A 21,595-nucleotide genomic window follows, 5' to 3' on the forward strand; every position below is an offset into this window, starting at 1 on the left:
GAAAAACTAGATGACTATCTTACAGATACTTATTATATGGGAGCTATCATTGGACGGTTTGCCAATCGAATAGGCGGTGCTTCTTTCAATATCGACGAAGTTACTTATCAACTAGAAACCAACGATGGTCGGAATACCAACCACGGTGGAACTTCTGGTTTTCATCAGAAGCTGTGGCAATGGGAGCTTCTGTCTGATGGGGTTTGTTTCTTGCTTCATTCACCTGATGATGAAGGTGGTTTTCCGGGTAATGTGGACATAAAGGTAGAATACCGATGGAACGAACAGAACGAACTTTCCATCCGCTACCGTGGGCTGACGGATAAACCTACTTATCTGAATATGACCAATCACGCTTACTTTAATCTGAGTGGGAGAAGAGAGAAGATAACCCACCATCGGTTGACGATTCCTTCACAATGGATGTTGGATACAACTTCAGAATTCATTCCTACAGGACGTGAAGTGGAAGTAACAGGTACCCCTTTCGATTTCATTACTCCTACCGAGATTGGAAAAGGAATCTATGCCAATCATCAACAACTAAGCTGGAACCGGGGATACAATCATTGCTACGTATTGAAGAAGACTTCGTCTGTAGAAATAATGCCGGCAGCACAATTACATGATCCCGAAACCGGTAGATGTCTTGCTGTGGAAACAGATTTGCCGGGTATCTTGATTTACACAGGTGGCTATCTGGAACATCCTGATACGGCCATCTGCCTGGAGACGCAATATTTCCCCGATACACCTTCGCATGCTGGTTTTCCTTCTTGCTTGTTAAATCCGGGAGAAGAATACAACCAACAGACGATTTATAAATTTGAAACACTCTTATACTAACAACATGAAAAGTATTAAAAAACTAATAACAGGACTTGTTCTGGCGGGATGCTTCCAACTACTGCAAGCCAATCCTGTCTATTTGCACAGTGACAATCCGCAATTGAAGTGGAAGCTCAAACCACAGGTCGAAGTAGACCAGGCAGCACTGTTGAAAAACGGTTATGATGCCGCCGATTGGGTAGATGCAGTGGTACCGGGTACAGCTTTCAACTCCTATGTAGTGGCGGGATTGGAGAAAGACCCTAACTTTGGCAATAACATCCATCAGGTGGATCGTAGTAAATATGACCGTAGCTTTTGGTATCGTACCGAATTCATCCTTCCTGCCGATTTCAATAAAGAACTGATATGGTTGAACTTCAATGGTGTGAATCGCAAGGCAGATATTTATCTGAATGGTCAGATGTTGGGCACACTGGACGGATTCATGCACCGTGGACGTTTCAATGTTACCGGTCTGGTTCGCAAGAATGTTTCCAATGTCTTGGCGGTGCTTGTACACATGCCCCAAACACCTCTTGCCAATCAAGGAAGTCCCACGTATCTGTCCAGTGGAGGATGGGATTGGATGCCATACGTACCGGGATTGAATAGTGGTATTACCGATAAAGTCTACCTCAGTAATACCGGTGTAGCTACACTTATCGATCCATGGATACGTGCAGAGCTACCCAGCAATGCCCGTGCCGATGTTTCGGTACAACTCGAAGTGAAGAATAATGCTTCTAAATCCGAGAAAGCGCTGGTGAAGGGTACTATCATGCCGGGCAATATCACTTTTACTAAAGAAGTAAATCTCGATCCGAAGACTTCTACATTAGTGAAATTCGATAAACGATTTTTCCCGCAATTATCCATCAATAGCCCCAAACTGTGGTGGCCCAATGGCTATGGCGAACCTAACTTATACACCTGTAAGTTCGAAGTTACGGTTAATGGTCAAGTGTCCGAAGAACGTGACGTGACTTTCGGTATTAAGAAATATACTTATGACAAGAACGGCAACACATTTCATATCTATATAAATGGCATACCTATCTTCGTGAAAGGTACCAACTGGGGTATGTCCGAGTATATGCTTCGCTGTCGGGGTGCAGAATACGACACTAAAATCCGTCTGCATAAAGAAATGAACCTCAATATGATTCGCAACTGGCTGGGTTCTACTACTGATGATGAGTTCTACGAAGCTTGTGATAAGTACGGACTGATGGTGTGGGATGATTTTTGGATCAACTCTAATCCAAATCTGCCATACGATTTGAATGTTTTCAACAACAATATGATAGAGAAAATCAAGCGTGTACGCAACCATCCCTCTATTGCCGTTTGGTGTGGTGATAACGAGTCCAATCCACAACCTCCGTTGGAAGGCTGGATGGCTGAGAATATCAAAACCTTTGATGGTGGCGACCGTTACTTCCAAGCCAACTCTCATGCCGACGGATTGACCGGTAGTGGACCTTGGGGTGCATTCGAGCCTCGTCACTATTTCACTAAGTATCCCGATGGACTGGAAGGAGATCCCGCTCGTGGTTGGGGTTTCCGTACAGAGATTGGTACGGCAGTGGTTCCCAATTTCGAAAGTTTCAAGAAGTTCATGCCTAAAGAGAACTGGTGGCCGTGTGATGAAATGTGGAACCTCCATTACTTCGGTCAGTCAGCCTTTAATGCGGCTCCCGACCGTTACGACGCTTCCATAACTAAAGGTTTCGGTGCACCTGCAGGTATTGAGGATTATTGCCGTAAAGCCCAGCTTATCAACATCGAATCCAATAAAGCCATGTACGAAGGTTGGCTGGACCGAATGTGGGAAGATGCATCGGGTATTATGACCTGGATGGGGCAATCTGCTTATCCGTCCATGGTATGGCAGACGTATGACTACTATTACGATCTCACCGGTGCGTATTGGGGAACGAAGTCCGCTTGCGAACCGGTGCATATCCTTTGGAATCCTGTAACCGATGTGGTAAAGATAGCCAATACTACTGCCGAAGATTTGAAAGATTTGCATGCCGAGGTAACTATCTACAATACAGATGGTAAACCAGTAACTTCCTACAACCAGTCGGTAACAGTCAATTCTCCTTCCAGTACTACTGTAGAGTGTTTCACTATCGGCTTCAATAAAGAACGTAAGAACCTTTCTCTGAACAAGCCTGCATACGCATCATCTACTACTCATGGCGAAGCTGACTTGGTGACAGATGGTAAGAGCGATACACGTTGGGCGGCAGTTGTGGCCGATAATGAGTGGATTTATGTTGATTTAGGTAGTGTGCAACCGGTAGGTGGTGTGCGTTTGGATTGGGAAGCCTCCTTTGGAAAAGCCTATAAGATTCAAGTATCCGATGATGCTAAGAATTGGCGCGAGGTATATAAGACAAACGAAGGTGTGGCAGGCGTCGAACTGATTACTTTCCCCGAGGTTGATGCCCGTTACGTGCGTATGTTTGGTATTGAACGTGGCTGGTGGTTCGGTTATTCGTTGTGGAGTTTCGATGTCTTAGGGGGTACACAGGCCAGCGAAGGCTTATCTGATGTTCATTTCATTCGTCTGAAACTGAAAGACAAGAGTGGCCGTGTAATCTCTGAAAACAACTACTGGCGTGGTAACGACCGGTTGGATTTTACTGCACTCAATAAGTTATCGAAAGCCGAACTCAAAACCTCTTCCAAGTTAGTGAAATCCGAAGGAAAAGCTGAGATACAGGCAGTCGTTACCAATCCTAAATCAGCCAAGAGTGTAGCATTTGCCGTACATGTACAGGCTGTACGCACATCTGATGGCGAGCGTCTGTTACCGGCTATTATGAGCGATAACTATTTCACACTAATGCCGGGTGAAAGCAAGTCTGTAACGATAAACTTCGATGAGGCTTTGCTGAATGGGGGAAGTTATAAACTCTTGGTTACGCCTTATAATAAATAGATTGAAGATGAAAAAACTTTTGGTAATCATTCATTGCTTACTATGTATCAGTTTGTCTGGACCGGCTTATGCCGGTTCCGATAAACCAGTATATAAAGATAAGTCCGCCCCTATTGAACAACGGGTGAACGACTTGATGAATAGAATGACTTTACACGAAAAAGTCTTGCAGTTGCAAAACCGTGGAGCAGGTAAGATTCAGGATATCGAACGTATATTCGGTGGTGAGAGTTACGGTACTGTGCACGAAATGGGTATGTCGGCATATGACTGTTCGGTGATGTATAAAGAATTGCAACGCTATATGCTTACTAAAACTCGCCTCGGCATTCCTGTTTTGACTTCGGCCGAAGGTATTGAAGGCATTATTCAGAACGATTGTACCATCTTTCCACATGCCTTGGCACAGGGCAGTACGTTCAACCCTGCCCTGATACAGCGCATGACAGAGGCTGCTGGTGAAGAGGCAAAAGCCATCGGCATCCATCAGATTTTGTCTCCGGTGCTTGACATTGCTCGTGAACTCCGTTGGGGGCGTATTGAAGAGACCTTTGGTGAGGACCCTTTTCTGATAGCTGAAATGGGTATTGCATTTATACGTGGCTATCAGAAATATGCCATTACTTGTATGCCTAAGCACTTTGTGGCTCATGGCACTCCTTCGGGCGGACTGAATTGTGCAAGCGTCAGTGGAGGAGAGCGTGATTTGCGCAGCCTGTACCTATACCCCTTCCGACGGGTAATTGCCGAAACATACCCGTGGGCAGTGATGAGTTGCTACAGCGCCTATGACGGAGTACCTACTACGGGCTCATCCTATTATATGACAGACATTCTGCGCGGAGAACTCGGCTTCAAAGGATATGTCTATTCCGATTGGGGATCGGTAGAACGCTTAATGACTTTCCATCATGCTGTAAAGAATCGGGAGGAGGCTGCCATACAGGCTCTTCAGGCAGGAATAGATGTGAACATTGATTCAGCCTATGAAACGCTGGAACAGTTGGTTAATGAAGGACGGCTTGACGTGAAATATATTGATTTGGCTGTTCGTCGTGTCTTGACTGTGAAGTTTGCGCTGGGGTTGTTTGATGCCTCTTACGCCGAACCTGAGGCGGTGAATAAGGTCGTAAGGAATAAAGCAAAGGTCGCTTTGGCTAAAGAAGTAGCCGATGAAAGTGTTGTATTGCTGGAAAATAAGAATGATATTCTGCCTTTGGACTTAAACAAATACCGTACCATTGCTGTAGTAGGTCCTAATAGTAACCAGACGATTATGGGAGACTACTCATGGACAGGACCTGATACCAAAGAAGGTGTTACTCTGCTGCAAGGCTTGAAAGAGGCCGTGGACAATAGTACGGTTATACATGCTGTTGAAGGTTGCGATTGGTGGAGCCGGGATATGCAACACATACCGGAAGCGGTAGAAGCTGTAAAGAAAAGTGATATTGCTATTGTTGCTATCGGTACACGGAGCACTTACTTGGGGCGTGCACCTAAATATTCCACCAGTGGTGAAGGCTTTGACCTCTCTTCGTTGGAGCTTCCAGGCGTACAATTGGAACTATTGAAAGAATTGCAAAAGACTGGCAAACCAATGATTGTAGTGTTCATTGCCGGAAAGCCACTGGCTATGCCGTGGGTGAAGGAGCATGCCGATGCCGTATTGGTGCAGTGGTATGGTGGTGAACAGCAAGGTCGCTCACTGGCTGATATTCTGTTAGGAAAGGTGAATCCTTCAGGAAAGTTAAATGTCTCGTTTCCACGCAGTACGGGTAATACACCTTGTTTTTACAATCACTTTGTGACCGACCGTGAAGAACCTTTCGATCAACCGGGTACTCCCGAAGAACCTAAAGGACATTATATCTTCGATAAGCCGGAGCCTCTTTGGAATTTCGGTCATGGAAAGAGTTATACTTCGTTCGACTATAAAAGTTGTACACTGAACGATTCCATCTTTACTCCCAAAGATACTTTGACGGTAATGGTCGAAGTATCTAACAGTGGTAAGAGAGAAGGAAAAGAGGTAATTCAGCTCTATATTCGTGACAAAGTGAGTTCCGTATCTACTCCCATTCAACAGTTGAAAGCCTTCAGTAAAGTATTGCTAAAGGTCGGCGAAGTTACGAAAGTATGTTTGCAATTGCCTATAAAGGAACTGAGTCTGTACAATGCCCGTATGCAAGAGGTCGTAGAACCTGGTAATTTTGAAATCCAAATCGGTAGTGCATCCGATGATATCAAACTTTTGAAAACAATCGAAGTCCGATAGGGCGGTTATCCTTTCTTTCTAGCCTTGTATTCCGAAGGAGACATCCCCATCGTCTTATTGAATAGTCGGGAAAAATAGAGAGAATCATCATATCCAACCAACGGACTGATCTGATTAATCTTTAAGTTGGTAAAGTCTAGATAATGGCAGGCTTCTTGTATCCGCAGATAGATTAAATATCGTAGGGGCGAGGAGCCTGTCTTTTCTTCAAACAAATTGGAGAAATAAGATACGGACAGCTTTACTTCACGGGCAATGTCAGCCAGACTTATCTTTTTGTTCAGATTCTCTTTCATGAAGTGGATGGCAAGTTGTGTTATATCCTTGCTTGTATTCCTATCCATTGAACCGCAATCACGATATTCACCAATAAACTTCATCGAACCCAAAAAGTGGAACAAGCTGGTGGTGGCATACAACATGTAATTCTTGCTATATCCTGAGCTGATAGATGAATAAATCTCTTCGAACAATCCCAAACGCTCTTTGATACGGGAGTGCTCTTGAGGAGTGATATTGCAAGGCCTGTCGAAACCACTGCTAAAGAAAGCTGCTTTTATGCCATTGAAGTGCATCCAATAGATGGTCCACGGGTTCTCGGCTTTACTTCCATAAGTATGTGCCTGATGTTCGGGCAGAATAAAGAATTGATTAGCTGTCACTGTATGCCGGCGATTGTCTAATTCAAACCATCCTTCACCCTCTACACAGTAAATCAGTACAAACTCTCCTACTTCTTCGCTGCTTCGCTTACGGTAATGAAAACTGGCTTGAGGATAATAGCCTATGTCTGTAATGTAAAGTTCCCGTCCAAGAATATCTTGTTTCAATTCTTCTATCAGGAAAGTAGGTAGAATCACTGCACGTTCTCCCTTGAACCCTTCTCTAATTCGTGGCATAGTGTGTGAAGTATTAAATTAGGAAGCGAAGATAAGGATAGTTCGGCGAAAAGGAAGTGATTTGCTTCAAATTTCTTAATTCTTGCTCCATTTGCGCTATTAGTTTAGGTTTAATTCGGCTACATTTGCCAAGCGATATCAGGAAATGAAATACAACAATATCTATTAATTTAATGAATGATACCATGAAAGGAAAACTGTTTTTATTGATATGCTTCTTATGCATATCGTGTATATTGAAAGCGGCGGATAAGCCGGTGATTAAAATTGGTACGGACCGTGTAAACCTCATTTATAAGGTTGCCGACAATGGGCGATTATATCAAAGCTATTTAGGTAAGAGTTTGAATCATGCTTCGGACATCGCTTTCTTGCCGATGGGAACTGAAGCGTATCTTACCAATGGTATGGAGGATTATTTTGAACCCGCCATCCATGTATTGCATAACGACGGCAATCCATCTTTACTCTTGAAGTACTTCTCTCATTCGGTAAACCAGGTATCTCCGGGAGTAGAGGAAACGGTGATTACCTTGCAGGACGACAAATACCCCGTAACTGTCATCATGCATTTTGTGGCTTATCAGAAAGAGGACCTTATCAAGACCTATACTGAAATCAGCCATAAAGAAAAGAAACCGGTGGTATTGCATAAGTATGCTTCCTCCATGTTGCATTTCAATCGTGACAACTATCTGTTGACTGAATTTGCCGGTGACTGGGCAACTGAAGCACATATGAAGGATGTGCCTTTGGAATTTGGAAAGAAAACGTTGGATACCAAGTTGGGTAGTCGTGCCAGTATGTTTACTCCTCCTTTCTTCCAACTCGCATTGGATGGCAAAGCCGATGAGAATAGCGGTGAAGTCATTGTAGGTTCCTTGGGCTGGACGGGTAATTTTCAATTCGTATTCGAAGTTGACAACAAGAATGAACTTCGTGTCATATCAGGTATCAACCCCTATGCTTCAGAATACAGCCTGAAACCGAATGAAATCTTTCGCACTCCCGACTTCTACTTCACTTATAGTTTCAATGGGAAGGGACAAGCAAGCCGTAACTTCCATGATTGGGCACGTAAGTACCAGGTGAAAGATGGAGATAAAGATCGCATGACGCTGCTCAATAACTGGGAAGCTACTTACTTCAATTTCGATGAGAAGAAACTGGAAGAACTGATGGGTGATGCCGTAGAACTGGGAGTAGATATGTTCTTGCTGGACGATGGTTGGTTTGCCAACAAATATCCCCGTAGCGGTGACCATCAAGGTTTGGGAGACTGGGACGAAACTGCCGATAAACTGCCTAATGGAGTTTCTCATCTTACCGAAGTAGCCAAAGAAAAAGGTGTGAAGTTCGGTTTGTGGATAGAACCCGAAATGGTGAATCCGAAGAGTGAACTTTACGAAAAGCATAAAGACTGGGTGATTCATTTGCCTAACCGTGATGAATATTATTTCCGTAACCAAATGGTACTGGACCTCAGCAACCCGCAAGTACAAGACTTTGTATTCGGCGTAGTCGATAACCTGATGACAAAGAATCCCGATATCGCTTTTTTCAAATGGGATTGTAATAGCCCTATCACCAATATCTATTCGGCTTATTTGAAAAACAAACAGTCCCATCTTTACATTGACTACGTACGTGGATTATATAATGTATTGGAACGAGTGAAAGCCAAATATCCCAAATTGCCTATGATGCTTTGCTCGGGTGGTGGTGGCCGTTCAGACTATGAAGCTCTGAAATATTTCACTGAATTTTGGCCAAGTGACAATACCGACCCTATAGAACGTCTGTTTATTCAGTGGGGTTACTCACAGATATTCCCGGCGAAAACGATGTGTGCACATGTCACTACGTGGAACAAGAATGCAAGTATCAAGTTCCGTACAGATGTAGCCATGATGTGTAAGTTAGGTTTCGATATTAAGTTGGAAGAGTTGAATGAAACCGAAGAAGCTTATTGTCGTAGTGCGGTGAAGAACTACAATGCCCTGAAACCAGCTATTCTTGAGGGAGATCAATATCGTTTGGTATCCCCTTATAGCGGTAACCATACCTCTACCATGTTTGTGGATAAGAATAAGAAAAAAGCAGTGGTCTTTGCTTTCGATATCCATCCACGTTATGCCGAAAAAACATTACCGGTACGCCTCGAGGGTTTGGATACTAACAAAATGTACCGTGTGAAGGAAATCAACGGTATGCCGGGCACGAACTCTTCTTTGCAAGGAAACGGGCAACTGTACTCCGGTGAGTATTTGATGAACGTAGGTTTGCCCCTTTTCACTACTTCACAGTTGAATAGTCGTGTGGTGGAAATTGTAGCAGAATAAGAATGAAGAAATATATGTTATGTTTAGCGTTGGTTGCCTGTTGTTTGCAGGCAACCAACGCACAAACGTCTAAAGTGACCTGGGGCGATCAAGGGAATGGAACCTATATCAATCCTATCTTGAATGCCGATTATTCTGACCCCGATGTTATTCGGGTGGGAAATAAATATTATATGGTCTGTTCCGAGTTCCATTATATGGGCATGCCGGTATTGGAGTCGGATGATATGGTAAATTGGAAAACGATCAGTCAGGTATACAGTCGTTTGGATTTTCCCGGTTGGGATGAGAATGGCAATTATGGAGGAGGCTCATGGGCACCTTCCATTCGATATCATGACGGGCGCTTCTGGATTTTCTTCTGTACTCCGCGCGAAGGTCTGATGATGACTACTGCTACTGATCCTCATGGTCCGTGGGCTCCACTTCATTGTGTGAAGAACATAGGGGGATGGGAAGACCCTTGTCCCCTTTGGGACGATGACGGGCAAGCTTATATTGGTCGTAGCCAGTTGGGAGCAGGACCTATTATTCTGCACAAAATGAGTGCGGATGGTAAAACTCTGCTGGATGATGGTCATGTAATTTATACCGGTCCTGTAGCTGAAGGAACCAAGTTCTTTAAAGCCAATGGTTACTATTACCTCAGCATTCCCGAAGGTGGAGTAGGTGAAGGATGGCAAACCATCTTACGTTCCAAGAATATCTATGGTCCTTACGAAAAAAAGGTGGTCCTGGAAAAAGGAAGTACCGATGTGAATGGTCCTCATCAGGGAGCATTGGTTGATACACCCGAGGGGGAGTGGTGGTTCTATCATTTCCAACTGACTGAACCACTTGGACGGGTAGTGCATCTGCAACCTGCTCATTGGAAAGATGAATGGCCGGTCATTGGTGTAGACATCGATATGAATGGAATAGGTGAACCCGTAAAAGTGTGGACAAAACCCAAAGTTGGTAAAACTGTTTTTCCCTATTATCCATTGGCTTCGGATGATTTTAATTCTGAAACTTTAGGTTTACAGTGGCAATTCAACCACAATCCTGTGAATCAGAACTGGAGTTTGTCCAAACGTAAAGGTTACTTTGCTCTTACGGCTTCAAAAGCCGACTGTTTGCGTGCTTCCCGTAATATGCTCACTCAGAAATGTATGGGATACGAGAGTGTAGCTACTACCGAACTCGATTTCTCAGAACTGGTCGAAGGACAAAGAGCCGGATTATTCTGTGTAGGAAATCTCTATAATGCTATTGGTGTTTTAAAGGAAGCTGGCAAGAATTATTTGTATCTGGAGTCGAATGGTCAGGTAGAGAAAATCAAAGTTATTACCGGCCGAAAAGTATATCTTCGTGCTACTTTGGATGCAAAAGCCAATCAGCATCAATTATCCTTTAGTACGGATAATAAGCGGTTTACTTCCTGTGGTAAATCTTATTCTTTGAGGTTTGGTGATTGGAAGGGAGCGAGAGTAGGGATTTTCTCCTATACTGTCAATGACAACCAAGGAACTGCTTATTTCAATGGATTTGATTACGACTTTAATTGATATAATGAAGTCTTAAAGCTATACTCGCTCCGCTACACCTCCGCTTATGCTTCGCTTTGAGGGTACTCTAAGCGGAGGAAGAGCGGAGGTGTAGCGGAGTAGGTGCAGTACTGAGATGCATTATGCAGATAAAGTAAATTATAGAGCCGACATTTAATAGATGTAATCCGAATAACTAAACAAACAAAAAAGAGAGTGCATATCTACAAATTGTGTGATATGCACTCTCTTTTTTATTAGCCTGGATGTTGTTAGTGAAATGGTCTGTAATAGTACAGACCATTATCAACTAATCTCTTTTATGCATTAGCTCCGTGGCAATTCTTGAACTTCTTGCCACTACCGCAAGGACAAGGATCATTACGACCTACAGTCTTCTCCGCACGGATAGGTTCACGTTTGGGTTGTTCACGGGTATCTTGGGCAGCGGCTGCCTGTTGATTCGGATCACTCAGGTCTTGCTTCTGTTCACGATATTTGCTCAGGTCCTGACGTTCTTCGGGAGCTGCTTGACGAACTTCTTGAGGTTCTTGTACCGGAATTTGTCCACGCATCAAGATAGAGATTGTCTGATTATTGATCTTGTCAACCATTGTATCGAACAGGTTAACAGACTCTAGTTTATAAATCAATAACGGATCCTTTTGTTCGTAGCTAGCATTTTGTACAGAGTGTTTCAACTCATCCAATTCACGCAAGTTCTCTTTCCAAGACTCATCGATAACATGTAGCAGGATAGACTTCTCGAATGATTTTACCACTTCCTTACATTGGCTTTCGTAAGCGCTTTTCAAGTTACAAGAAATGTTGTACATGCGCTTACCGTCTGTGATAGGAATAAGGATGTTCTCGTACATGTGACCTTGGGTTTCATATACTTGTTTGATAACCGGGAAGGCAATCTGTGCCATGCGTTCAGTCTTACGTTTGAAGAGTTCCATAGCGGCATCGAAAGTTTTGTCTGCCAACTTTTCTTTCTTTTCGTTCTTGAATTCTTCTTCGGTAAACGGAGTTTCCATAGCGAGCGTCTGCAACAAATCCATCTTACAGTTTTCGTAGTCAGGAGCTTCTATGGCAGCGGCGCAACGGTCCCAAATCATGTTTACGATATCCATACCGATACGTTCACCCATCAAAGCGTGACGACGTTTGGTGTAGACTACCGTACGTTGCTTGTTCATTACGTCATCATATTCCAGCAAACGCTTACGAATACCGAAGTTGTTTTCTTCTACCTTCTTCTGAGCACGTTCAATAGACTTGGAGATCATACTGTGTTCAATCATTTCACCTTCCTTGAAACCCAGTTTATCCATTACACCGGCAATACGGTCGGAAGAGAACAGACGCATCAAATCGTCTTCCAATGAAACGAAGAATACAGATGAACCCGGGTCACCCTGACGTCCGGCACGACCACGTAACTGACGGTCTACACGGCGTGACTCATGACGTTCTGTACCGATAATGGCAAGACCGCCGGCAGCTTTTACTTCCGGACTCAACTTGATATCGGTACCACGACCTGCCATGTTGGTAGCAATGGTTACAGCACACTTCAAACCTGCGGTAGCTACGATGTCTGCTTCTCTTTGGTGCAACTTCGCATTCAATACGCTGTGCTCAATTTTGCGCATAGTCAACATCTTGCTCAGCATTTCGGAGATTTCTACTGAAGTGGTACCTACCAGAACAGGACGTCCGGCTGCTACCATTGCTTCGATTTCTTCGATAACGGCTTTATATTTTTCGCGTTTTGTTTTGTAAACGCGGTCGTTCATATCGTTACGTGAAATACGGCGGTTGGTAGGGATAACCACAACATCCAGTTTATAGATGTCCCACAACTCACCTGCTTCTGTTTCGGCTGTACCGGTCATACCCGAAAGTTTGTGGTACATACGGAAATAATTCTGCAAAGTAATTGTAGCGAAAGTCTGGGTAGCAGCTTCTACTTTTACACCTTCCTTGGCTTCGATGGCTTGGTGTAGACCGTCGGAGTAACGGCGACCTTCCATGATACGACCGGTCTGCTCGTCTACAATCTTAACCTGTCCGTCAATCACTACGTATTCATCGTCTTTTTCGAACATAGTGTAAGCCTTCAACAATTGGTTGATAGTATGCACACGTTCTGACTTGATGGCATAGTTAGTCATCAAAGCATCTTTCTTTTCAAGACGTTGATCGTCTGAGAGTTCTGCTTCATTCTCAAGAGCTGAGAGTTGGGCGGTGATATCGGGCAATACGAAGAAGGTAGGGTCTTCAGAGTGACCGCTGATAAGGTCTACACCTTTATCTGTCAAGTCTACGCTGTTCAACTTTTCTTCGATAACGAAATACAAGGGTTCAGTTACTTCGGGCATGCGCTTATTGTTCTGCTCCATGTATATTTCCTCGGTCTTGAGCATACCGGCTTTGATGCCTTGCTCACTGAGGAATTTAATCAATGCCTTGTTCTTGGGTAAGCACTTATGGCTACGAAACAAGGCGAGGAAGCCTTCTTCTACTTCCTTCTTGTCGCTGGAAGCAATCAGGCGCTTGGCATCAGCCAGATATTGGGTAGCTAGCTTCTTCTGAGCTTCAACCAGACGTTCTACCAGCGGGCGAAGTTCTTCGAAAAGTTGGTCGTCGCCTTTAGGTACCGGACCTGAGATAATCAACGGAGTACGGGCGTCATCAATCAATACGGAGTCTACCTCATCGACGATAGCATAGTTATGCTGGCGTTGTACAAGGTCTTTGGGGCTGATTGCCATATTATCACGCAGGTAGTCGAAACCGAATTCGTTGTTTGTACCAAAGGTGATATCTGCCAGATAAGCTTTGCGACGTGCGTCGGAGTTAGGCTGATGGCGGTCGATACAATCTACACTCAATCCGTGGAACATGTATAGCGGGCCCATCCACTCGGAGTCACGCTTGGAGAGGTAGTCGTTCACGGTAACCACGTGTACACCATTGCCGGTCAATGCATTGAGGAATACAGGCAGGGTAGCTACAAGGGTCTTACCTTCACCTGTTGCCATTTCGGCAATTTTACCTTTATGCAGTACTACACCACCAAAGAGCTGAACATCGTAGTGGATCATATTCCATACGGTATCATTTCCACCGGCTACCCAATGGTTCTGATAGATGGCTTTGTCATCTTCAATGCGTACGAAGTCTTTAGTGGTTGCCAGCAGGCGGTCGAAGTCGGTGGCAGTAACTACTATTTCTTCATTTTCGGTGAAGCGCTTGGCTGTTTCTTTTACGATAGAGAAAGCGGTAGGCAGAACTTCTTCGAGTGCTTTCTCGTAGATGTCCAATATCTCTTTTTCAATTTTGTCAATCTGGTTGAAGATTTCTTCACGTTTTTCCAGTTCGGTGCTTTCAACGCTGGCTTTCAGTTCGTCTACTTGGGCACGTTGTTCGGTGGCAGAGTTCTTGATGTATTCTTTCAGTTCTTCTGTCTTGGCACGCAGTGCGTCGTTGTCGAGCTTTTCTACTTTCGGGTAAGCGGCTTTGATCTTTTCCACCCACGGCTGTATTTCTTTCATGTCGCGTGTGGATTTGTTGCCGAAAATCGAGCTTAAAATTTCATTAAATCCCATTATATATCTGTTTTTATTATTATTTACTAAATTGATTGAAGAGCGCAATTACAAACGTTTTAATTGCAATTGCTGGCATTTTGGGTACAAAGTTACACTAAAATGCTGATTTTCCAGTGATTTACGGGAGGTTTTTTACAAATCGAGAGGACTTGCAGTACTTGCATTCGGAGCACGAATGCGCATCACACTCGATAGAGTGGGAGCTATGCGGTCAACGCTGATGGGTATGCGAATTGTTTCGGCTTTGATACCAGCACCTATCAGAATAAGAGGAGCGGGGATATTGGCACTACGTACTACGCGGTTATCGGAATTATTTTCCTGCATGATGGTCCAGCCAGGTAGTATATTTATCAATAAATCGCCAGAACGTTTACGGTGAAAACTATTACGTACCAGTTCTATTTGTGGCGACCATGAGCCTAAGAGTAGTCTGTGGGCGGAATAAACTTCGTTTACACCACTGAACTGCACCAGAAATTCGGCAGATTTATCTTGTATCTCAGCCAAATTCAATTGTTTGTTTTCAATGAGTTTGTGATTGAGATAGATTTGTTGGTTGTAATAAGCTTCTACATATTGTCCCTCTCCATAAGTAGCCATAAGATACATATTCAAGAGGGTAGCACAACGGTTCAAGTAAAATTCTCCCCCCGGTATACGGTAAATACTGGCATCGGCAACTTCAGGATCAGTATATCCGGTGGAGGTGATGCAGAAAAGCACGTTATGAAGTCCTACTTTACGTTCTATGATATCCAGCAAGTTGGCGATGCTACGGTCCAGACGGACGTATGCATCTTGCACTTCCATAGCACAATCTTGTGTGCTTTGGTGATTATAATTACCTGCATAGTAGGTAAGTGACAATAAATCGGGTACATTATCCTGACCGATAGTACTCTTGTTCAACAACTCTTCGGTCAGTAAATTGACTTCGTCGTTGACAAAAGGACTGGTAATCATCCGACGGTATTTGTTGATTCGTTCACCGTCCAATTTATATTTAAATGGCTGGTTGCGCCATTCCGGTAGAAAAGTATAGCTAGTGAAGGGATGCACTGGCGTCCACACCATATCTTTGATACGGAAGTCAGGTGATTTCCGTTCGTTGTATTGGCTTACCCACCATGGAAACTCGCTATAGTAGGTAGTGCTGCACCATTTTCCTGTATTTTCATTGAGCCAAAAGGCACCGTTTCCGGCATGTCCGGCGCCAAAGATGGCGGCATCTCGGAATGGGGCGATGGCATATACTAAACCTTTATTGCGCGTAGCTATTTTCAGCTCGTCGGCAAACGTAGAAGTCAGTAATTGTGAAGGAGAGGTACTTTCATCGGTGTAGTTACCCATGAAGTTGGGATCGTCTACACAATTTACAGGACGTAGCGTACCGGCATCCAACCAATTTTCTGCAATGATGCCGTTTATAGAAGGGGTACTTCCTGTATAAATGGCTGCAATAGCAGAAGCACGGTCTGTTCCGTTGAATGGGAATTCTGCTTGGTGGAATACTTTGCCGTCACGTAATAGTCGTTTGAAACCTTTTTCTCCGTACAAAGATGAAAATGCTTCCATGTAATCCGTGCGCAACTGATCAATTGTCAATGCTACTACCAATTTTGGGGTAGCAGGCAGTGGTTGGGCTTGCAGGCCGCTGAAAGTCAGCGCGAGTATGGAAGTTATCAGTCCTTTTTTCATTATTTTCGTTTGTAGGAGAGAATAAGGTTGCTTGCCGAACGTATCAACAAACACAGTGCCAAAGGTAATACAGCTAAGTCGATTTTTTGTGGAATTATCGCCCAAAACCCTATAAAAAGTGTTAAAACTGTAAAATTGGCCAACATATAGCGGCTTAATTTCTTTTTTCGCACTCTATTTAGCATACATGGCAGGCAAAGTAAGTGCAATGGATGGAAGACAAACAGCAGATAGTTGGGGCTGACTGCCGGGTGTTGTGAGAAAAGTACCAGAAATGCAAGGATACATCCGGCAAGTCCGGCTGCAAGGAATAGTATGAGGTCGATTCCCCATAATGTTTTTCCATTGCGGATGCCATAAATGGTGGCGACTGTTACTATAATAAATAATAGTAAAGATGCTTGCATAGGTGTAATACCACCCGATTGATGGTCGGCAGCTGTTTTACCGGTGATTACTACTTTCTCGTCAGTAGTTACCAGAGGACGTACTTGTCCGGCGGTGTCTGCTATTTGAGCTTTATTGAAGAATTCTTGCACGTAGAAAGGGATGAACATCATCAGTCTTCGGTTGATGGGTTTGTCAGCCTGACTACCAATGCAGAGGTCTATACCAAAACGTGACCAGAGATGCCCTTCACTATATTTATGTAGTAAATCACGGAAGGTTATTCCGGTGTGCGTGTCGGTCATATTGTCAGCATATTCCAAATTGCCGTTGATAGCTTTTTCTATGAGATCACGCGGACGAGTGGCGCAGTTGTCGTAAAAGAAATTATAGCGATATACTCGGTTTTCTGGGCGATAGTTTTCTTGCAGAAGGTTTACGAGTTGGACCTTTTCTTCTTGATTGAGATTCAATGTCTGTTGCCAGACGTCACGACCGGAATAGTCGTATTCGGCAGCAAAGTGTTCATAGTCTGATACGCCCAGTTGATAATCTGTTTCTCCTAAAGCAAAGCGGAAGATGAAATTAGGGGTATTGAAGTTGAACATACCATAATTAAATACAGCATCAATACCTTGTGTGAAGTTTTGGTAGCGTATGGCAGTATGACCGAAGAGTGAATATATTTCTCCGCCCGAAGCGCACGTCAGCAGGCTGATACGTATGGAGTCGGAAGTATTTCCTTGCTGCGTTTGTGTTTGGGCAATGGCCTTGTGTGCACAAAGGAAAAATAGGATGACATATATAGTAATGAGTATGTTCCGTTTCATGGCTGCAAACTTACATAAAAATCTTGATTATGATACAAAGGAAGAACTAAATTCTAAATTTGAAAATTAAGATAAAGTTATTATTTGTGTTTGTTGGTGATATTCTAAATGTCTTACTCTAGATTTAGATGATACTTATAAGAGTCAGTCAAATCTAGAGTAAGACAGTAAATTATTCTCAGCAAGCCGAGTTATTTCTTATTAAAATCGTATCTTTGCACCGCTAAACAATAAGCAACCTAGTGAATCTCATTATTGATATAGGAAATACGATCGCAAAAATAGCGGTATTTGATGGCTCTGTCATTGTAGAAGTGATGTATGACTCCAATCTAACATTGGAGCATCTGTCTGATATTTACTCTAGATATCCATGCGAAAAGGCGATTGTTGCTACGGTTATCGATTTGAGTGAACGGGTGACAGACCAATTGGCGCTTTTACCCATGCCGCTTCTTTGGTTGAACGAAAAGATACCTCTTCCGGTGGAAAACCTTTACGAAACTCCTCAGACTTTGGGGTACGATCGTATGGCAGCAGTGGTAGGTGCTAATGAACAATTCCCGGACAAAGATTTGCTCGTAATTGATGCCGGTACATGCATCACTTACGAATTTATTGATGCAGCCGGACGATATCATGGTGGGAATATCTCTCCCGGTATGCAGATGCGCTTTAAGGCGCTACATCAGTTTACCGGAAAGCTTCCTTTGGTGGCATCTGAAGGGCGTTGCCCGGAATTGGGTAAAGATACGGAAACCGCCATCCGAGCCGGAGTGCTGAAAGGAATGGAATATGAAATCTCAGGGTATATTACCGCCATGAAGTATAAATATTCCCAACTTTTGGTTTTTTTAACGGGCGGTGATGATTTTTCTTTTGATACAAACTTAAAAAGTATCATCTTTGCAGACAAATTTTTAGTGTTGAAAGGATTAAACCGAATTTTAAACTATAATAATGATAGGATATAGACAAACACTTTTGGTGCTCTTGCTCACGATGTTATCAGGAGTGGCAGTCGCTCAAAATAATACGAATTCTCCTTATACGAGATATGGATATGGACAATTGTCAGACCAAGGTTCAGGTAATAGCAGGGCTATGGGTGGCATTGGCTATGGATTGAGGGACAAGTACCAAACCAACTTTCTGAATCCGGCGTCCTATACGGCAGTAGATTCGCTTACTTTTATATTTGATGGAGGGCTCTCTTTGCAGAATACCAATCTTAGTGATGGTAACATAAAGCAAAATGCTAAAAATTCAAGCTTTGATTACATAGTCATGCAGTTTCGTGCCAGCAAATGGGCAGCAGTCAGCTTGGGATTATTGCCTTACTCAAATGTAGGTTATAGCATGGGAAAATACAATGAGGATAAGGTTTACCCTAATAACTCCAGTGCTACAACTTATTCCGGTGAAGGTGGATTGCATCAATTGTACTTAGGTGCAGGTTTTAAAATAATTAAAAATCTTTCAGTGGGTGCGAATATTTCGTATCTTTGGGGAGATATAACTCGTACTGCGAATCAGAGTTTCCCTTCTAATTCGGCTATTATGCCTTTTACACGGGTATTCAATGTAGCAGTAAAAAGTTACAAACTGGATTTCGGTGCACAATATACCCATCAATTCAGTAAGAAACATGAAGCGACTTTGGGTGTTGTGTTCTCTCCGGGCCATGATTTGAGTAATGATTCATACGTGCAGGACCAACTGGGAAATTCCAGTACGGGGGCTACCGTCAGTACAAGAGATACAGTTGCTACTTTCGGCATTCCAACGACATTTGGTGTTGGTGTAACCTATGTATACGATAATCGTTTGACACTAGGAGTGGATGTCATGCTTCAAGATTGGAATAAGACGTCTTATATGAATGATAAAAATGCATTTTGTAAGCGTGAAAAAATAGCATTTGGTGCGGAATATCTTCCGAACCCTATGGGAAGAAGTTATTTTTCTCATGTGAAATATCGTTTGGGAGCCTATTATTCTAAGCCTTATTATAAAATTGACGGTGTACGTGCTGCCAATGAGTATGGGTTAACTGCTGGTTTTGGCTTGCCCATTCCACGAACTCGTTCTTTGTTGAGTATTTCTGCTCAATATGTGAGGATGCAAGGTACCAATGCTGCTTTCTTGAATGAGAATACTTTGCGCATTTGTGTAGGTGTAACCTTCAACGAACGTTGGTTCTTCAAACGTAAAGTGGATTAATGAATTTGAATAGACGTAAATATAACAACTAAAATTTAAATACAATGAAATTTAAGACGCTTGTAGCTGTTTTGCTTCTTTCGGGTGGAGTAACCAGCGCTTTTGCACAGAATGATGATTGTAATAAAAACAGTAGCATCTCGCATGAGGCGGTAAGAGCCGGTAATTTTAAAGATGCTTATGCTCCATGTATGGCTGTACTGAAAGACTGTCCTACATTGAGATATTACACTTTTACGGATGCTCAGAAGATTCTGGTAGGTTTCTTGAGTAAAATCAAGGATAGAAATTCTGCCGATTACAAGAAGTATTTTGATGAGTTGATGAATGTATATGATTTGAGAATGAAGTATATTCCTGAATTTGTTCAGAAAGGAATGAAAGGTGTGCCCAGTATAGCAGATGCTTTGGGTGCTAAGGCTGTGGATTATCTCCAATATGCTCCCGCTCCGGATCTTAATACTGCTTATAATTGGTTGAAAGAGTCTGTAAACTCAGAAAAGGGTGGCTCTAAACCTGCTGTTCTGCACTATTTTTTGGATATATCCATGCAGAAAGTTAAAGCTGACACTAACCATACAGATGACTTCTTCCAAGATTATCTTAATGCTTCTCAATATGCAGACGATGCTATTAATGCTGAAAACAATGAAGCAAAGAAGAAGAACTTGCAGCTTATTAAAGATAATTTGGTAGCTATGTTCATCAATAGTGGCGTTGCCGACTGCGAATCTTTGCAGAATATCTATGGTCCGAAGGTAGAAGAGCATAAGGCTGACTCTGCTTTCTTGAAAAAAACCATCGCTATCTTGAAGATGATGAAGTGTAACGAGAGCGAAGCTTATTTTAAGGCTTCTGAATATATGTATCGCATCAATCCCACTGCTGATGCAGCTATAGGCGTTGCGTATATGTATTATAAGAAAGCAGATTTTGATAATGCTATAAAGTACTTCGATGAAGCTTTGAACAAAGAAACTGATAACAAGAAGAAGGCCGAAATTGCTTATGCTACTGCTGCCGGATTATTGCAGGTGAAGAAATTGTCTCAAGCCAGAAGTTATGCTCAGAAGGCTATCAGCTATAACGAAAACTTTGGTGATCCTTATATTTTGATTGCTCAGATGTATGGTTCAAGTCCTAACTGGAGTGATGAAGCTGCTTTGAATAAGTGTACTTACTTCTTGGTAATTGACAAATTGCAGAGAGCTAAAGCTGTAGATCCTTCTGTAGCAGAAAAAGCAAATGAGTTGATTTCAACTTATGCCCGTCATACTCCGCAAGCTAAAGACCTGTTTATGTTGGGTTACAAAGCTGGTGACCGTGTTACTATCGGCGGTTGGATCGGTGAATCAACAACGATTAGATAAAACTATGCTTCTACGGCTTAATAAAGTTGCTTGTCATAGAAATACAAACATAACCATTGCCCTTGGGGTAATGGTTATGTTTCTTTTATTTTCTGCCTGTTCGGGACGTAAAAAGGAACTAGGGAAAGCTATTACCGAACGTGATTCATTGCCGGTGTTGGATACTCGGGGAGTTACGACCCTGATTTCGGACTCTGGTATTACACGTTATCGTATCGTTACGGAAGAATGGCTGATGTTTGACCGTAAAAATCCTCCTCACTGGGCATTTGAAAAGGGAGTATATCTAGAGAATTTCGACTCCTTGTTTCAGGTCGAAGCAAGCATCAAGTCAGATACAGCATACTTCTTTAATAAGGAAGGCTTATGGAAGTTGATGGGAAATGTACATATACAAAACCTCAAGGGAGAAAAGTTTGATACCCAACTGCTGTACTGGGATCAGAATAAGCAAAAAGTGTACTCGGATAAGTTTATCCGAATAGAGCAGCCAGACCGTATAATTACCGGACGTGGTTTTGAGTCCAACCAGCAAATGACCGTTTATACCATACATAAGCCCGAAGGTGTTTTTTACATGGATGATGAGCCGGTTGTTGCTGATAGCTTGAAAACAGATTCTGTTAACTGATATT

General features: G+C 43.0%; 13 protein-coding genes. 9 read left to right on the plus strand and 4 right to left on the minus strand.

From position 1 onward, the window contains the following. The 3 genes from Q1W14_RS01970 to Q1W14_RS01980 form a co-directional block, all read left to right on the plus strand. Positions 1-846, plus strand: an 846-nt coding sequence (locus Q1W14_RS01970) for an aldose epimerase family protein (RefSeq protein ID WP_300698761.1), incomplete at its 5' end; no start/stop codon positions are given. A gap of 4 nt (positions 847-850) precedes the next feature. Then, the gene (locus Q1W14_RS01975) at positions 851-3,784 is read left to right on the plus strand and encodes a discoidin domain-containing protein (protein ID WP_300698764.1); all 2,934 of its coding nucleotides are present in this window, start codon (positions 851-853) and stop codon (positions 3,782-3,784) included. Between the two features lie 7 nt (positions 3,785-3,791). Continuing rightward, entirely contained in the window at positions 3,792-6,062 is a 2,271-nt protein-coding gene (locus tag Q1W14_RS01980; RefSeq protein WP_300698766.1) for a glycoside hydrolase family 3 N-terminal domain-containing protein, read from the plus strand. Positions 6,063-6,067: 5 nt separating this feature from the next. Here the strand turns inward: Q1W14_RS01980 and Q1W14_RS01985 are convergent, their stop codons facing one another. Further along, positions 6,068-6,961: an AraC family transcriptional regulator gene (locus tag Q1W14_RS01985; protein ID WP_300698768.1), complete on the minus strand. Its 894-nt coding sequence runs from the start codon at positions 6,959-6,961 to the stop codon at positions 6,068-6,070. Between the two features lie 185 nt (positions 6,962-7,146). Between Q1W14_RS01985 and Q1W14_RS01990 the strand changes: the two genes are divergently transcribed. Together Q1W14_RS01990 and Q1W14_RS01995 are read left to right on the plus strand one after the other, a co-directional pair. After that, positions 7,147-9,303 (plus strand): alpha-galactosidase, encoded by a 2,157-nt coding sequence (locus Q1W14_RS01990; protein ID WP_300698770.1) that lies wholly within the window; start codon positions 7,147-7,149, stop codon positions 9,301-9,303. Positions 9,304-9,317: 14 nt separating this feature from the next. Beyond that, a complete protein-coding gene (locus Q1W14_RS01995) occupies positions 9,318-10,850 on the plus strand; it encodes a glycoside hydrolase 43 family protein (RefSeq protein ID WP_300698834.1) in 1,533 nt (510 codons plus the stop codon). 299 nt (positions 10,851-11,149) lie between these two features. On the opposite strand, the gene secA is transcribed toward Q1W14_RS01995, so the two are convergent. The 3 genes from secA to Q1W14_RS02010 all read right to left on the minus strand — a co-directional run bounded on the left by secA (position 11,150) and on the right by Q1W14_RS02010 (position 17,367). Then, positions 11,150-14,446, minus strand: a complete 3,297-nt coding sequence (secA, locus tag Q1W14_RS02000; RefSeq protein WP_300698772.1) for a preprotein translocase subunit SecA — start codon at positions 14,444-14,446, stop codon at positions 11,150-11,152. A gap of 135 nt (positions 14,447-14,581) precedes the next feature. Further along, positions 14,582-16,150, minus strand: coding sequence for an alkaline phosphatase family protein (locus Q1W14_RS02005; protein WP_300698774.1), 1,569 nt, complete (start codon positions 16,148-16,150; stop codon positions 14,582-14,584). Beyond that, entirely contained in the window at positions 16,150-17,367 is a 1,218-nt protein-coding gene (locus Q1W14_RS02010; RefSeq protein ID WP_300698776.1) for a DUF4105 domain-containing protein, read from the minus strand. Before Q1W14_RS02010 ends, Q1W14_RS02005 begins: the two co-directional genes overlap by 1 nt. Positions 17,368-17,609: 242 nt before the next feature. On the opposite strand from Q1W14_RS02010, the gene Q1W14_RS02015 reads away from it, so the two are divergent. Genes Q1W14_RS02015 through lptC form a run of 4 tightly spaced genes read left to right on the plus strand, consistent with a single transcriptional unit; the run spans position 17,610 to position 21,591 of the window. After that, on the plus strand, positions 17,610-18,341 hold the full coding sequence (locus Q1W14_RS02015) for a type III pantothenate kinase (RefSeq protein ID WP_300698778.1): 732 nt from the start codon (positions 17,610-17,612) through the stop codon (positions 18,339-18,341). Further along, positions 18,328-19,590 (plus strand): hypothetical protein, encoded by a 1,263-nt coding sequence (locus Q1W14_RS02020; protein ID WP_300698780.1) that lies wholly within the window; start codon positions 18,328-18,330, stop codon positions 19,588-19,590. Before Q1W14_RS02015 ends, Q1W14_RS02020 begins: the two co-directional genes overlap by 14 nt. Before the next feature lie 44 nt (positions 19,591-19,634). Beyond that, positions 19,635-20,960, plus strand: a complete 1,326-nt coding sequence (locus Q1W14_RS02025) for a lipopolysaccharide assembly protein LapB (protein ID WP_300698782.1) — start codon at positions 19,635-19,637, stop codon at positions 20,958-20,960. 4 nt (positions 20,961-20,964) lie between these two features. After that, on the plus strand, positions 20,965-21,591 hold the full coding sequence (gene lptC / locus Q1W14_RS02030; protein ID WP_300698785.1) for an LPS export ABC transporter periplasmic protein LptC: 627 nt from the start codon (positions 20,965-20,967) through the stop codon (positions 21,589-21,591). Positions 21,592-21,595 lie beyond the last annotated feature (4 nt).

It is taken from the genome of Bacteroides sp. (assembly GCF_030151085.1).
GTDB lineage: Bacteria > Bacteroidota > Bacteroidia > Bacteroidales > Bacteroidaceae > Bacteroides.